The sequence below is a fragment of the Marinomonas sp. UCMA 3892 genome (assembly GCF_012726345.1).
GTDB lineage: Bacteria > Pseudomonadota > Gammaproteobacteria > Pseudomonadales > Marinomonadaceae > Marinomonas.
In genome coordinates this window covers 50,129-66,076 of the sequence record NZ_PTXN01000016.1, presented here as the reverse complement: position 1 = coordinate 66,076, position 15,948 = coordinate 50,129, and the positions used below count along the sequence as shown (strand labels likewise).

Annotated in this window: 15 protein-coding genes and 1 tRNA gene; 2 read left to right on the top strand and 14 right to left on the bottom strand. The window is 42.3% G+C overall.

The features are described from left to right. Positions 1 to 3: 3 nt before the first annotated feature. The 3 genes from zwf to B6N13_RS19190 all read right to left on the bottom strand — a co-directional run bounded on the left by zwf (position 4) and on the right by B6N13_RS19190 (position 3,641). Positions 4 to 1,479, bottom strand: coding sequence for a glucose-6-phosphate dehydrogenase (zwf, locus tag B6N13_RS19200; protein ID WP_012068756.1), 1,476 nt, complete (start codon positions 1,477 to 1,479; stop codon positions 4 to 6). Between the two features lie 19 nt (positions 1,480 to 1,498). Next, positions 1,499 to 2,473 carry a glucokinase gene (gene glk / locus B6N13_RS19195; protein WP_169460305.1) on the bottom strand — a complete coding sequence of 325 codons (975 nt, stop codon included), beginning with the start codon at positions 2,471 to 2,473 and terminating at the stop codon, positions 1,499 to 1,501. Positions 2,474 to 2,576: 103 nt separating this feature from the next. Next, positions 2,577 to 3,641 (bottom strand): GGDEF domain-containing protein, encoded by a 1,065-nt coding sequence (locus B6N13_RS19190; protein WP_169460304.1) that lies wholly within the window; start codon positions 3,639 to 3,641, stop codon positions 2,577 to 2,579. A gap of 318 nt (positions 3,642 to 3,959) precedes the next feature. On the opposite strand from B6N13_RS19190, the gene B6N13_RS19185 reads away from it, so the two are divergent. Next, a complete protein-coding gene (locus B6N13_RS19185) occupies positions 3,960 to 4,283 on the top strand; it encodes a hypothetical protein (RefSeq protein WP_012068753.1) in 324 nt (107 codons plus the stop codon). 10 nt (positions 4,284 to 4,293) lie between these two features. Here the strand turns inward: B6N13_RS19185 and B6N13_RS19180 are convergent, their stop codons facing one another. Beyond that, complete coding sequence (locus B6N13_RS19180) at positions 4,294 to 5,289, bottom strand: DUF3080 family protein (protein WP_348981557.1); 996 nt, start codon at positions 5,287 to 5,289, stop codon at positions 4,294 to 4,296. A gap of 34 nt (positions 5,290 to 5,323) precedes the next feature. Here B6N13_RS19180 and B6N13_RS19175 point away from each other — a divergent pair, with 34 nt between their 5' ends. Then, entirely contained in the window at positions 5,324 to 5,734 is a 411-nt protein-coding gene (locus B6N13_RS19175) for an acyl-CoA thioesterase (protein WP_012068751.1), read from the top strand. A 63-nt stretch (positions 5,735 to 5,797) separates the two neighbouring features. Here B6N13_RS19175 and B6N13_RS19170 read toward each other — a convergent pair whose 3' ends face one another. The 10 genes from B6N13_RS19170 to secG form a co-directional block, all read right to left on the bottom strand. Beyond that, positions 5,798 to 6,391, bottom strand: a complete 594-nt coding sequence (locus tag B6N13_RS19170; RefSeq protein WP_248280388.1) for an LPP20 family lipoprotein — start codon at positions 6,389 to 6,391, stop codon at positions 5,798 to 5,800. A 159-nt stretch (positions 6,392 to 6,550) separates the two neighbouring features. Beyond that, positions 6,551 to 8,659: a polyribonucleotide nucleotidyltransferase gene (gene pnp, locus B6N13_RS19165; protein WP_012068749.1), complete on the bottom strand. Its 2,109-nt coding sequence runs from the start codon at positions 8,657 to 8,659 to the stop codon at positions 6,551 to 6,553. Positions 8,660 to 8,835: 176 nt separating this feature from the next. Then, complete coding sequence (gene rpsO / locus B6N13_RS19160; protein WP_012068748.1) at positions 8,836 to 9,105, bottom strand: 30S ribosomal protein S15; 270 nt, start codon at positions 9,103 to 9,105, stop codon at positions 8,836 to 8,838. A gap of 111 nt (positions 9,106 to 9,216) precedes the next feature. Beyond that, the gene (gene truB, locus B6N13_RS19155; RefSeq protein ID WP_169460303.1) at positions 9,217 to 10,143 is read right to left on the bottom strand and encodes a tRNA pseudouridine(55) synthase TruB; all 927 of its coding nucleotides are present in this window, start codon (positions 10,141 to 10,143) and stop codon (positions 9,217 to 9,219) included. 9 nt (positions 10,144 to 10,152) lie between these two features. Continuing rightward, positions 10,153 to 10,542: a 30S ribosome-binding factor RbfA gene (gene rbfA, locus B6N13_RS19150; RefSeq protein WP_012068746.1), complete on the bottom strand. Its 390-nt coding sequence runs from the start codon at positions 10,540 to 10,542 to the stop codon at positions 10,153 to 10,155. A gap of 12 nt (positions 10,543 to 10,554) precedes the next feature. Next, positions 10,555 to 13,119: a translation initiation factor IF-2 gene (gene infB, locus B6N13_RS19145; RefSeq protein WP_012068745.1), complete on the bottom strand. Its 2,565-nt coding sequence runs from the start codon at positions 13,117 to 13,119 to the stop codon at positions 10,555 to 10,557. A 26-nt stretch (positions 13,120 to 13,145) separates the two neighbouring features. Further along, positions 13,146 to 14,636: a transcription termination factor NusA gene (gene nusA, locus B6N13_RS19140; RefSeq protein ID WP_012068744.1), complete on the bottom strand. Its 1,491-nt coding sequence runs from the start codon at positions 14,634 to 14,636 to the stop codon at positions 13,146 to 13,148. 28 nt (positions 14,637 to 14,664) lie between these two features. Continuing rightward, positions 14,665 to 15,126 (bottom strand): ribosome maturation factor RimP, encoded by a 462-nt coding sequence (gene rimP / locus B6N13_RS19135; RefSeq protein WP_012068743.1) that lies wholly within the window; start codon positions 15,124 to 15,126, stop codon positions 14,665 to 14,667. A 329-nt stretch (positions 15,127 to 15,455) separates the two neighbouring features. Beyond that, positions 15,456 to 15,541, bottom strand: a tRNA-Leu gene (locus B6N13_RS19130). Between the two features lie 51 nt (positions 15,542 to 15,592). Then, entirely contained in the window at positions 15,593 to 15,946 is a 354-nt protein-coding gene (gene secG, locus B6N13_RS19125) for a preprotein translocase subunit SecG (RefSeq protein ID WP_012068742.1), read from the bottom strand. Positions 15,947 to 15,948 lie beyond the last annotated feature (2 nt).

Genomic DNA, 15,948 nt, shown 5'->3' with positions numbered 1-15,948 from the left:
GACTTAATAATCATGCCAGTTACGGCCATCTTTAATTGGCAAGGCCATAGATGCGGCCGGGCCCCATGAGCCAGCGGCATACTCTTTTGGACGCTCACTGGTTTGGTTCCAAGCAGACATAATGCCATCTACCCATTTCCAAGCGGCTTCCACTTCGTCATAGCGCATAAACAAAGTAGCATCGTTGCGCATCACATCAAGTAATAAGCGCTCATAAGCTTCCGGGCTACGTTTATCATTAAACGCTTCAGTCAAACTCAAGTTCAGGTCAACAGGTTGAAGCACCATGCCTTCACTTACACCAGGCACTTTATTCATCACAGTTAACGAGATTTTTTCTTCTGGCTGGAGTCGAATAACAAGCTGGTTTCGCTGCAACTGACGATTGCTTTCATCACTAAAAATACTGTGCGGAACGGCTTTATATTGAATGACGATTTCAGAGTAACGCTGTCCAAGGCGCTTACCAGTCCTTAAATAAAAAGGTACGCCAGCCCAACGCCAGTTATCAATATCGGCACGCAAAGCCACAAAGGTCTCTGTTCTTGAATTTGGATTACTTCCCTCTTCATCGAAGTAACCTTTAACTTCCTTCCCTTTGATCATGCCTTTTGCATATTGCCCACGCACAGTTTTAGTATAGGCATTTGCACCAGCAATTGGGCGAAGCGCTTTAAGCACTTTAATTTTTTCGTCTCGAACCGAATCAGCATCCATTCGACCTGGAGGCTCCATGGCCACCAAGCATAAAAGTTGAATCAAATGGTTCTGCACCATATCACGCATGGCACCTGCTTTATCGTAATAACCCCAACGCCCTTCAACCCCCACAGTTTCAGAAACAGTAATCTGGACATTATCAATGTGCGCACTATCCCATAATGGTTCAAAAAGTGTATTACCAAAACGAATTGCCAACAGGTTTTGTACAGTCTCTTTACCAAGATAATGGTCGATACGAAAGGCTTGTTGCTCGTTAAAGTTCTTCATCACTTCATCGTTAATCGCACGAGAAGAAACTAGATCTCGGCCAAGCGGCTTTTCTAAAACAACACGCATGCGAGGTGCATTTAAACCATGAGCTGCCAATGACGAACAAATAGATCCAAATAGATCAGGAGAAGTTGCTAGGTAAAATACAACATCACGATCATCGCCACCAACCTTGTGATCATTGAGTCGCGAGAAGTCTGATTCTTCCTGAGCGTCAACAGAAACATAGCTCAGACGCTCCTTAAAACGCGGCCATGTTTTTTCATCGCCAACACTTGAAGGCACAAACTCATCAAGCGCTGCTCGAATTTTAGTTTGATACTCTTCTGCACTTACCTCACGTCTCGAAGCACCGATAATACGAGTCGTTGGAGCAAGTAAACCATCCATATCTAAATGGAACAAAGCTGGAAGTAACTTGCGCATCGCAAGGTCGCCGCCACCACCAAAAATTACAACGTCACAGGCTTTTAAACTGGCCTTCATTCTTTATTCTCCAACTAAACTAGGCTTTCGACGCAAGATGGGACGCGTAACATGCACAGCCCATCAGCCCTGGGTATTCAGACATCACAACAAAAGTCGGAATAGGGGAAACAAATTCTTTCATACGACCTTTGTCTTGCATCGCATCACGGAAACCACTTTTAAGAATATCTTTTAAATAACGAGGAACGATACCACCGGCAATATATACACCACCGCGAGACTCAACCGACAAAACAAGATCACCGATTACTCGACCTAAAAACACAAAGAACTGCTCCAGTGTAGCTGTTGCAATAGGATCATTACCAAGCTTTAGAGCTTCGCCAATTTCAGGTGCGGTTAAACGCTTTTCAATCCCTTCTCGCAACGCTAGTGCTTCGTATATATTTTCAAGTCCCATACCAGATAAAACACGCTCTGCAGAAACTCGTTTATGTCGTGTACGAAGGAACTTCAATATGTCGTCTTCCACTTCATTACAGGAAGATAGATCAACATGGCCGCCTTCTCCAGGCAAAACAATATTGGGCCCATTATCTTGAGGCACAACACAAGATATCCCCAAGCCAGTTCCAGCCCCAACAACCCAACAAGCACCTTTTGGATCAACAGCTGAACTTTCCCCAATGACAACAACATCTTCAGGTTTAAGGATTTCCAAACAATGTCCAACGGCATCAAAATCGTTCAGTAATGCAACAGGTTTATTATCACCAAAATAAGACTGCACTTCATCACGAGTAAACTTCCACGGATTATTAGAAAACTGTATCACTGGCTGATTAACAGGACCTGCAATCGCCAAAACAATAGCATCTATTTTATCCATACTAATACTGCAGTTTTCGATATAGTCCGCTGCGGCATCAAAAAAATTATCGTAATTCTTACAAGGAAGCACTCTAACTTCTAGAGGCTCGTATTGATGGATAGGAACCAAAGCAAAACGCGCATTAGTTCCACCAAGATCGGCGATTAAAGCATGGGACATAAACGAACCCTATTTAATTTTTTTGAAATTTTACAACAAAATTGAGGTGAAAAATACCGCGACATCGAAAAAATAAACGCTACAATGTAATAAAATTACGAAATCATCTAAGTCTATTTAAAAATTTAAAGACCTTTGTCGGCACTAATCGTTTGCGGTTATTTTTATAGTCATAGAGGCGCTCATCTGCCACTTTTAGCAGATGTTTATAGTTACTAGGTGAATCAGACATGACACTGGCGCCACCGTAACTAATAGTAATGGGTACAAGATTAGATTTATACCTTAATGGATTAGATTGTAGATATTCTTGGATAGATTCCGCCACCAAAATGGCTTGCTCATAACTTTTTCCAGGCATGACAAACACAAATTCATCACCTGCAAATCTAAAGGCCAGACCTTGTTTGTGAACATACTTGAGCAATCGTTTAGCAATGTACTCCAATACTTCATCACCACAGTTATGACCTAATGTATCATTGATAGACTTGAAGGCATCACAATCAATAAATACAACCGTTAGGTCACGCTCCTGCATTTTAGAGCGAGAAAACTCACGATCCAACATTAGCTCAAGCTGACGACGATTTAGCAAACCAGTCAAAGGATCTCGAGTTGCTAAATATTCCAGTTTCTCCCTTGCCGTCACATTACTCAAACAAATAGAGATCTTAATCGCTAACTGATCAAGTAAAAAAGTATCTTTTGTCGTTGCATCATATCTAGAGCTGTCTGAATCGGCCTGACAGAATAGTCCAACCAACTCACCATCAATAGTCAAAGGAGAAATAGCGACAGAAGAAATAATATCACGATAAACAGAGGGAATGATTTCCCTGCATTGGCTTAAATTAGTATTTACTAAAACCGTTTTATTACTGGATTTGATAATATCAATCATAGAACGACGTCTTGTAAAAAGCACCCTATCACGTAGATCTGGCATTTTCTCTAGACTTTCTATTAGATGAGACAAAGGCGCTTCATTAATTAGGTTTACCCAAACATAAGGCACACTAAACTGTTTCTGCACTTCTTTGGTTAATGTAGAAACAAACTGATCACAACGTCCAATCGAAAGTATACAACGCTCTATCTCAAAGAATTTGCGTGCAATCTCTTCATTACGTCTAACATTGTCGATCAGTTCGTTAATATCATGCATGTACTATGCCCTACCGCACTGATGTGAAGCGGCTCACTTTTCTAAATAAAAGCAGAAGACCCTAAAAATATAATTGATCTATAATGCATTATAGTACGACGCTTAAACACTTTGGGCTATACATTGAACAAAAATTGATGGCCTTATATACAAAAAATCACAATTTAAAAATACTCACCTAGCGATGAAAGTCAAAATAGCAACTTTCCATCACACCTATCACAGATGAAAAAGCATTTTTAATTAATTCCCTGTTTTCTTTAAGAAAAATCGCTCTGTGCCGATAGCGTTATCGTAGATAATTTAATAGGCACATAAATGAATTTAAGAGAGATTGTTGAAACACAGGTAACCCAAAGCAGCAAAGCGGGCAAACCGGTTTCTGGCAATGCGCATTTTGCCTTATTAATGAGCCTATTCAATCAACCAGGACCGTCCGTCATAAATACACCTGATGACTTAAACTTTCATCAGCCACACGCAATTACACGACCAATGCAGTTCTCACACAGCATCGGAGAAAACCCCATCGCAAACATCGCTTTACTAAAAGCCTTGAGCTTCGAGCCTTTGGCAGAAGGCCCTGCTTATCAATACGATGCCGTTGAGAGTTTAGAGCAACAAATTAACACTCGTATTTAACGATTTTATATTAAGACTTGCCACCAATAGATATTGAACACTTAGCAAACAAAGCACTCCATTGCTTAGCATGGTATTGAGACACAAACTGGTAACGCTGCCATTCACTACTCGCTTCCTTCAGAGAAAATTGCTGCGAAAAAGTTTGCATATCACGACTTAACGGTTCACCAAGTTCGAACAACTTATTGAGCAAAGGCAAAACTTGATAAGCCCCCGAATTTATCCGCCCTATATAAGGCTGAATCACTTTTACATAATGTGCTTCAAACTGCTGTTTAAGATAAATCATTGGAGCACCACAAATGTTGCCATCCAACAGTGACACTTCACTTGCAACTAGATCTAAATAACTCGATATACGTGCCAATGAATACAGCAAGCGACCCGCATACTCGCTGTCCATAAGTATTTTTAAATCACCTTCAAAAATACTCGGATCAATAACAGGTAAATTCGCAAGATTCTCACCAACGACGACCAATCGGTTCAATGAATCTAATAATTCTTGTTGCTCAGAAGTAGAATAATTAAGCGGTAAAAAACCATTAGATAAACTAAAAAACGCCTCGCTTTCCGCTCCATTAAAAAGAGCATTCCCAAACGCCATCGGCAATTCAAGGCGTTTCTGCTGAGCTATCTTATGTAGCTCTTCAGATAATGATTCATTCTTAATATCACACGACTCAATGGCACGGATGATGTCTAGCTCGTATAAAAAGCGCTGACTATCAGGCATAACCTTGCCAAGAATACTATTTTTTCTGCCCGCCACGATACCAACATCACACTGCTGCAGAGACAAAAAATCCAACAAACCAATATCAAATTGCGTCAAATTTTGTTGGCGATGGCGTGATGAAGGCAAACTATCCGGCATTACGATAGTTGGCGAAGATACAGACAAAAATTGCGAACGATTCAAATCAGCAACATATTGAGACAAAACGGCCTCTGCTTTAAATCGCGTATCACAACTCGACACTCCTACGAGTATAATGCTCACTAACAGAATCATTGAAAGAAAAGGTTTTTTGAACATGAATAAGCTACTCATCCAAAAGCGTGAAGAGATATCAGAAACACGCGTTGCTAAAATGGTCTTCCCTGCTACAACAAACCATTATGACACTTTATTCGGTGGTATCGCCTTACAGTGGATGGACGAAGTTGCTTATATTGCGGCCACCCGTTTCGCCAGAAAAACCATGGTAACCATTTCAACCGAGCAAGTGGACTTCAAGCAACCAATCCCTTCTGGTATCTTAGTTGAATTAATCGCCCGTGTAGTTCATGTCGGTAGAACATCGCTAAAAGTAGAAGTATCCATTTTTCTAGAACAGCTGGATAGCGACAAACGCACAAAAGCAGTGACAGGGCATTTTAATTTCGTTGCGGTAGATAGCAACAAAAAGCCTACTCCGATTTTTGATGAAGAAGCAAATCCTTAGAAAGAAAAACATGATGAGTAGTACATAAAGTGGCGTACTACTCGTACTACTCATCGCTGTACTTTACTGAGCGTGACGCTTGGCAATTTCTGCAGCCAACTCATCAAAACTTTTTTCAGATTCTAGCTTTTGATACAAAGCAGCTTCATTTTTCATAGAAGTACGCAAAATATCTTGAGCTACTTTTCCAGCTTGATCAGGGTCTAAACCAACTAAAACAACCAAACCACCACTAGGCGTTGGCATCTGGCGAACCACTTTAGAACCTATCAATTTCTGCTCAGTTACCTGCTTTGTTACCACACTATTCACACGATCAACGGTTTCTGCATCACCAGCACCTGTCGTTTCAACATACTGCTTCACCATATTCTGTAGATCAACACTTAGCACTTGAGCCAACTCAACACGGGCAGCTGTCGCCGCCATTTGTTTCATGTAATTAGGACCAGCAGCTGATTTTTCGCTATAACCTACAGCAGACAAAGCAACACCATCAACAGGTGCTCCACATACCCAAGCAGGAGCCGCTTGATTAGAGCCATCAGCAAATACACAATCAGGAATAGCCTCAACAGGCGTATTCAAAGCATCTTTACTACATGCAGCCAATACAAGGCTAGCTGCCAATAAACCCACAACTTTAAAGGTCATCATCTTTTTCCTTTATCCAAGAAGCTAAATAGCTAGAGATATGCAGTGTCAAAATATTACTAAAACATTAAATACAATGTTGCTATTCTAGACTATTCAAGATATTAAAAACAAAAAAAGGCGCTATAAATAGCGCCCTTTTACATCAATTTACACTAAAAATTACTCAGTGTAAGCTGCTTTTTCTTCTTCAGTAACATCTTTCATAGAAAGCTTGATACGACCACGAGCATCAACATCTAGTACTTTAACGATGACTTCTTGACCTTCAGAAAGGAAGTCAGTTACCGCACGAATACGCTCTTCAGCGATTTGAGAGATGTGAACCAAACCATCTTTACCAGGTAAGATATTTACGAATGCACCAAATTCAGCTAGACGAACCACTTTACCTTTGTAAAGTTTATCCACTTCTGCTTCAGCGGTGATTTCATGAATCTTCAGCAATGCTGCATCAGAAGAGGCTTTATCAGCCGCGTAAATACGCACAGTACCGTCGTCATCTAGATCGATAGACGCGCCTGTTTGCTCAGTGATAGAACGAATTGTTGCACCACCTTTACCGATAACGTCACGAATTTTCTCTGGGTCGATCTTAATCGTTGCCATAGAAGGCGCATTTGGAGAAACTTCTGGACGAGCGTAACCAATTACTTTCGCCATTTCGCGAAGGATATGAGTACGAGCTTCAAGCGCTTGGCTCAAAGCGATATCCATAATTTCTTCGTTGATACCTTCGATTTTTATGTCCATTTGAAGTGCTGTGATACCTTCTGCAGTACCCGCTACTTTAAAGTCCATATCGCCAAGATGATCTTCATCACCCAAGATATCAGTTAATACGGCAAAGCCATCGTCTTCTTTAATAAGACCCATTGCGATACCAGCAACTGGCGCCTTAAGTGGAACACCAGCGTCCATCATAGACAAAGACGCACCACATACAGACGCCATAGAGCTTGAACCGTTAGACTCAGTGATCTCAGACACAACACGAATTGTGTATGGGAATTCATCTTCAGAAGGCAATACTGCTTGAACACCACGACGAGCTAGACGACCATGACCAATTTCACGACGACCAACACCACCCATACGACCACACTCACCTACAGAGTAAGGAGGGAAGTTGTAATGAAGCATGAAGCTGTCTTTGCTTTCGCCAGTCAAACCATCAGTCATTTGTGAATCGCGGCTCGTACCTAGAGTACAAGTTGCAATTGCCTGAGTCTCACCACGAGTAAACAAAGCAGAACCGTGAGTTTTGCTTAGCAAACCAACTTCAACATTGATTGGACGAACTGTTTTATTGTCACGACCATCGATACGAGGTTTACCGTCAATTACACGACGACGAACGATGCGTTTTTCTAATTTAGAGAAAGCACCTGTCACATCAGCTTCAGTAAACTCGCCTTCTTCAGTAACAAGAGCTGCAACTGCTGCATCACGAACAACACCTAGTTGAGCGTAACGAGCCATTTTTTCACTGATACCGTACGCTTCTTCGATTTGAGCAGCGTAACCAGATTGAAGTGCATCAGCTAAAGAAACGTTTGCCGCTTCAGCTTCCCAATCCCAACGAGGCTTAGCACACTCAGCTGCGAATTCAGTAATGGCAGAAATCGCCGCTTGCATTTCTTTATGAGCGTAAAGCACAGCACCTAGCATTTCGTCTTCTGTAAGCTCTTGCGCTTCAGACTCAACCATCAATACTGCGTCTTTCGTACCAGCTACAACCATGTCTAGCAAAGAACCATCTAGATCTGAGTAGCTTGGGTTAAGAACGTAACCAGACTCGTCGTTAAAACCAACACGAGCGGCACCGATAGGACCATTGAATGGAATACCAGAGATAGTCAATGCTGCAGACGTTGCCAACATAGCCGCAATATCAGCGTCTAAGTTAGTGTTAGTAGACATAACAGTACAAACAACCTGAACTTCGTTCATGAACCCTTTAGGGAATAATGGACGGATTGGACGGTCGATCAAACGAGAAGTCAGTGTTTCTTTTTCAGAAGGACGGCCTTCACGTTTTAGGAAGCCACCAGGGATTTTACCAACTGCGTAAGCACGCTCTTGATAATGAACAGACAATGGGAAAAAGTCTTGACCAGCTTTAGCTGATTTAGCGCCTACAACAGTAGCAAGTACTTGTGCATCACCAATAGTACAAAGAACAGCACCTGTTGCTTGACGAGCAATGCGGCCTGTTTCTAGCGTTACGGTATCGTTACCGAACTGGAAAGTTTTTGTAGTAATACTCACACGTATTCCTTTTATTAAAAAAATTTCTTCTCCCAAAGACCTCTTTTTAAGCCAGTACTCATATGAACTCTTTTATCTTCTTTATTTCGAAGAAGAAAAGTGCATATGAAGTACAGGCTGTCCCTTGGGAGACCAATAAAAAAAGGGCCATAATCACTTATGGCCCTTTCTCAGTCTTAGCGACGCAGACCTAGTTTTTTGATCAAACTAGTGTAACGAGCTGCATCTTTACGCTTAAGGTAATCCAACAACTTACGACGCTGGTTTACCATGCGGATTAGACCGCGACGAGAATGATGGTCGTGGATATGAGCTTTAAAGTGACCTTGTAGACCTTCGATGTTCTTAGTCAACAATGCTACTTGAACTTCAGGAGAACCAGTGTCGCCTTCCGCTACTTGAAACTCTTTTACCAACGCTGCTTTTGATTCTGCAGACAATGCCATAATCTTAATCTCCAAATTAATATGCTATTAAAAGTAAAGGATAGCCGAGCATATTTTCAGTCATCCTAAGCCAGCAAGTTTAACACTCTTTTTAGCAGAACTCACTGCTATTTATAAAGAGAACTCGCTAGTATTTACCAATCGATAAGGGCGAATAAACGCACCTTTAATTTGCCCAAGACCTAAGAAACGCTGTGTCCCCTGATCGTACATTCTCACCACTGCTTCATGTTCTAATGAAACAGGACTAGGAACAGTTCGACCAAACATCATATTCACTGTGTCCGACTCAGGCAGTTCCACTTTCGCAAAATGCTCAACGGCAGTGTCCATTGTGATTAGATGCGCGTCTAACGCGTCATAACCTTGCTCCGCTATCGCTTCAAACTCTTCCAAAGTCATCATATTCTCAGGCAAATAACCTGCTGTCGAAATACGATGTAAAGAGTGTAAATGCGCTCCACAACCTAGCGCTTCACCAATATCCTCGCCAATAGTGCGAATATAAGTCCCTTTAGAACACTGAATATCTAGGGTCAATGTATCTTCAGTTCTGGAAACAAGCGTTAAATTTGAAATAGTAACACGACGGCGCTTCCTTTCGATGACAATACCCTGACGAGCATATTCATACAAAGGTTTGCCTTCGTGTTTTAAAGCGGAATACATAGGCGGAATTTGCTCAATCTCACCACGAAAACCATTTAGAATTTCTTCAAGAGACTCATCGGTTAAAGCAGGAACGGAATCTTCCGTCAAAACCTCACCTTCCCGATCCCCTGTGGTGGTTCTTTTCCCTAATTGAATGCAGGTTAAATAACGCTTGTCTGCATCCAGTAAGTATTGGGAAAATTTCGTCGCTTCCCCTAAACACAATGGCAACATACCTGTTGCCAAAGGATCAAGCGCGCCAGTATGACCCGCTTTCGCTGCCTGATATAGGCGACGGACACGCTGCAGCGCTTGGTTAGAACTTAAACCTATCGGCTTGTTCAGTAGGACGATACCGTCTACTGAACGCCATTTTGCTTTAACCATACGAACTTATTACTCGTCTTCGTTACCGTTTTTAGTCTCATCATCACGAATTGCTTCGTCAATAAGAGCAGACATGCGCGAACCATTAACAACACTCTGGTCGTAGTGGAAACGCAAATGCGGCATAACACGAAGTTTTACTTCTTGTGCTAAACGACGACGCAAGAACCCTTTTGCACTATCCAGTGCAGCTTGGTTCTCAGCCAATACTTCTGGCTGATCATCTTTACCAAGTACAGTGTAATAAATATCCGCATAGCCTAAATCTTTTGCTACACGTACTTCGTTGACAGTAACCAATCCTAAACGAGGATCTTTTACTTCAAACTGGATCAAGGACGCCAGCTCCTTTTGGAGCTGGTCACCAATCCGACTAGTACGACTAAATTCGCCTGCCATGATTTTGTCCTATTAAAGTGTACGCGCTACTTCGACGGTTTCAAAAACCTCGATCTTATCGCCTACTTTGACATCGTTGTAGTTTTTCACGCCGATACCACATTCCATACCGCGGCTAACTTCGTTAACTGCATCTTTGAAACGACGAAGCGACTCAAGCTCACCTTCGTAAATAACAACATCATCACGCAATACACGAATCTGTTTGTTACGGTAAACCGTACCTTCGATAACCATACAACCAGCAATCAAGCCAAACTTAGGTGAACGGAATACGTCACGTACTTCCGCCGTACCTTTGATGTCTTCACGAAGATCTGGAGACAACATACCAGACAATGCAGATTTAACATCATCAATGATGTTATAGATGACGCTGTAGTAACGAAGGTCGATACTCTCACGCTCAATAAACTGCTTAGCCGAATTATCAGCACGTACGTTGAAACCAAAGATAACCGCATCAGACGCCAAAGCTAGAGTCGCATCGGTTTCGGTAATACCACCAACACCGCTAGAAACAACATTCACTTTTACTTCGTCTGTGTTCATATCAGTCAATGACTTGATCAAAGCTTCTAGAGAACCACGAACATCGGCTTTTAGAACAACATTCAAAGTACGAACTTCATCTTTACCCATTTCAGAGAACAAGTTCTCTAACTTAGCTGAGTGTTGACGAGCAAAGCGTACTTCACGGTATTTACCTTGACGGAAGTTCGCAACTTCACGTGCTTTACGCTCATCAGCTACAACGATGAATTCTTCACCTGCTTCTGGCGTTCCATCAAGACCTAAGATCTCAACAGGAATAGAAGGACCTGCAGAGTCAATGGCCTTACCAGTTTCATCCAACAAAGCACGAACACGACCCATTTGAAGGCCAGCTAACACTATGTCGCCTTTCTTCAAAGTACCGTTTTGCACAAGCAAAGTTGCAACAGAACCACGACCACGATCAAGGCGAGCTTCAACAACAACCCCTTTAGCAGGAGCGCTAGGAACAGCCGTCAACTCTAATACTTCAGCCTGAAGAAGAACCGCTTCTAAAAGAGCTTCGATGCCTTCACCAGATTTTGCAGATACACCAACAAACTGGATGTCGCCACCCCATTCCTCTGGCACAACTTCTTGCGCTACCAATTCGTTTTTAACACGATCGATATCAGCGCCTTCTTTATCTATCTTAGTCATCGCAACAACCATTGGTACACCAGCTGCACGTGCGTGCTGGATAGCCTCGATTGTTTGTGGCATAACACCATCATCAGCAGCACAAACTAGAATAACAATGTCTGTCGCCTTGGCACCACGAGCACGCATAGAAGTAAACGCAGCATGTCCAGGTGTATCTAAGAAGCTGATCATGCCATGTGGCGTTTCAACATGGTAAGCACCAATGTGCTGGGTAATACCGCCAGACTCACCCGCAGCAACGCGAGTGGTACGAATGTAATCAAGTAATGATGTTTTACCATGGTCAACGTGACCCATTACCGTAACTACTGGTGCGCGTTTAATTGCTTCACCTTGGTAGTCAATCGCTTCGATCATATCGTTTTCGACAGCATTCTCATCGATAAACTTAACCGTGTGACCCATTTCTTCAACGACCAAGGTTGCTGTGTCACGGTCAATTGTCTGGTTAATAGTCGCCATAGCGCCCATTTTGAACATGATCTTAATAACTTCAGCGCCCTTCACTGCCATTTTTTCAGCAAGATCAGCTACTGTAATACTTTCTGGCAATGCTACTTCGTGAATCATTTTAGCCGTAGGCTTTTGGAAACCATGCTCTTGTTTAGACGGTTTCTTATTCTTACGACCCAATTTACCACGACGAGTAAATTCATCTTCGTCATTCACATTGACACGTGAAGTACGTTTATTGTCTGGGTTTACTCGACCACGAGGTTTATCTTTATCTTTGTCGTTATCATGTCTAACTGGACCCTTTTTACCTTTAGGGGCAACAGTTGATTTCTTACTATCCATTGCTGGTTGAGACACTTTTTTCGACGCCTTAGGCTGCTTCGGTGATTCCACGGGTTCTGCCGCTCCTGTATCGGAAACATACTGCTCCGTTTCATTGACCGCGCCAGCATCCGCTACGACGTTTTTCACCGCTGCTTCTTGACGCGCTTTTTCTTCGGCTTCAGCCTTCGCTTTAGCCGCCTTCTCTTCTTCTTGCTTACGCTCTAATTCAAGGCGAGCTTTTTCTTGCGCTAAACGCTCTTGCTCTTCAGCAAGACGCTTTGCTAACTCTTCTTGTTTCTGAGCTTCTTCATCATCACGCTTAACATAGGTACGTTTTTTCTTAACAGCAACATTAACGGCTTTTCCGCCATCACGAGACAAAGTACTTGTTGTCTTACGCTGCAAGGTAATACGCTGGCTATTATCGCCTTCTTCACCATGTTGACGTTTTAAATAACTCAATAGAACTTGCTTTTCAACTTCAGAGACTTCTTGACTTGCACTCGTTTGAGGCAGGCCAGCGTCTTTCATCTGAGCTAGTAGCTTATCGACTGGCGTACTTACCAGCTCGGATAGTATCTTTACGGTTTGAACTGTCATTAAGTTCCCCCTTATGTACTCAGATTTTATTCAGATTCAGTAAACCAAGGTGCACGAGCAGTCAAAATAAGACGACCTGCACGCTCTTCAGTCATACCTTCAACGCTAAGCAACTCATCAACTGATTGTTCAGCCAAATCTTCCATTGTAATCACACCCATAGAAGCCAGGACCAAAGCAAGGTGATTATCCATTCCTTCCATCGCCAATAAGTCGGCAGCAGGCTTGGCATCGTCTAATTGCTCTTCAGCTTGAAGCGCTTGATTAAGCAAGGCCTCTTTTGCACGTGAACGCAGTTCGTTTACTAAATCTTCATCAAATCCATCGATGTCTAACATTTCTTCCATTGGGATATAAGCGACTTCTTCTAAAGAAGTGAATCCCTCATCAACCATCTGGATCGCCAAATCATCATCGATATCTAATCCATTAACGAAGATATCAATCAGCTTTTGCGACTCTTCTTGCTGCTTAGCTTCTGCATCTTCGCTGGTCATTACATTCAAAGACCAACCAGTCAGAGTAGACGCTAAACGAACGTTTTGACCGTTACGGCCAATCGCTTGCGCTAAATTATCACTCTTCACTGCAACATCCATTGAATGCGCATCTTCATCAATGACAATAGAGTCTACTTCTGCAGGCGCCATTGCATTGATAACTAGCTGAGCTGGGTTATCGTCCCAAAGTACGATATCAACACGCTCGCCATTCATCTCATTAGAGACTGCCTGAACTCGCGCACCGCGCATACCAACACAAGCACCGATGGGATCAATACGGCGATCGTTTGTTTTCACGGCAATTTTGGCTCGTAGACCTGGATCTCGCGCAGCACCGCGAATTTCGATAACTTCTTCCGAAATCTCTGGCACTTCAAGGCGGAACAACTCGATCATAAACGCAGGTGCGTTACGAGAAAGAATCAATTGCGCACCACGGCTGTCATCGCGAATTTCAAGTAACAATGCACGAATACGGTCATTCATTCTGAAGCTTTCACGAGCGATCAATTGATCTTTCGGCAATGACGCTTCTGCGTTTTCACCAAGATCTATAATCAAGCTATCACGAGTTACTTTTTTGACCTGTCCATGAACAAGCTTACCAACTTTTTCAGTGTACAACGCCACCATTTTAGCTCGTTCAGCTTCACGCACTTTTTGCACGATAACTTGTTTTGCTGTTTGGGCAGCAATACGACCAAAAACTTCAGACTCAACTTCTTCTTCGTAAATCTCGCCAATTGGCACACCAAGATTTTGTTCTTCAGAATCATCAATAGTTAATTCAAATGCTGGAGCAGAATAATCTTCATCTGCAACAATATGCCATTGACGGTAAGTTTTGTAATCACCTGTACGCTGATCAATAGAGACACGAATTAATGCATCTTCTTCAAAACGGCGTTTGGCAGCACTAGCTAAAGCAATTTCAACGGCTTCGAAAATAACTTGTTTCGGAACATCTTTCTCGTTGGAAACGGCTTCCACTACCAAAAGAATTTCTTTGCTCATCCTTTTAGCCTCTCTTCAAGGTTAATTTTTAAAATTGTGGAACAACATTTGCCTTATCAATTAAATCGATAGGCAATAAGTATTCTTCTTGATCTACGCGAATAACAATATCTTCGCTTTCGATCCCCATTAGTTGCCCTTTAAATTTACGTCGCCCATCAAAAGGCACACGTAAGCGCAAAGAAACAATAGAACCGATATAAGCCTGATATTGAGCCAAACTGAATAAAGGCCGATCTAAACCTGGTGACGATACTTCTAGGTTGTACTCCCCTGTAATAGGGTCTTCAACATCTAGAATAGAACTAACTTGACGGCTAACTCGGGCGCAATCTTCTACATCAATCCCTTTTTCAGCATCCGTTTCAATATAAATACGAAGCACAGAATCTTTACCTAAAGATAAGTATTCCATTCCCCAAAACTCAAACCCTAAACCTTCAACGACTGGTCGAATAAGTTCTTCTAAAATCGTATATTTTGCTGACAATCGTTTTCTCCGAAAACCAATTTTGTAAAACGCAGAAACAAAAAACGGGCTCAAGGCCCATTTTCATTTACAAACAGTAGCAGTACAGATAACAAAAAACCCCATATAGGGGTTCTCAGCACTCTACTCAAATAAACCTGAGAGAGCGTCCTTCAATAAAGAAGGTCGTCAATCCTGACACTAAACACTAAGAACAAACTGGTGCGGATACCTATACTAGAAAAACCATGAGAAGAATATCTTCTAAAAGAAATTCAAATCTCGACAAACCAGATTGCTCTGCATCAATATTTCGACATCATACACAAAACACGACATCAATTCAAGATTGGTGCGGATGGGGGGACTCGAACCCCCACGAGCATAGCTCACCACCCCCTCAAGGTGGCGCGTCTACCAATTCCGCCACATCCGCAAAGCACTACAAAACCAACACAAACACTTTCAAAAATTATATAACTAAATATTACTCAGTTACAGGTAAATCAGAGGATGTCTTCTTTTTATCACCCAGCTCTGGCAAACCCACCGTTTCTTCAACTTGAGGAGCTGAAGGAACAAAATCAAGCGCACCAGATACACTTTTCGCCTGCTCGCTAGCAAAATATGCCAAACCAAAGCTAGTCAAAAAGAAAACCAAAGCAAACACAGCAGTCATCTTTCCAAAGAAACTACCACCACCTTGACTACCAAATACTGTTTGCGACGCACCACCACCGAAAGAGGCGCCAGCGTCCGCACCCTTGCCTTGCTGCAACAAAACCAACGCGATAATGACAACCGCCGCTAGTACATGCAAAACTAAAATAAGTGCTTCCATTA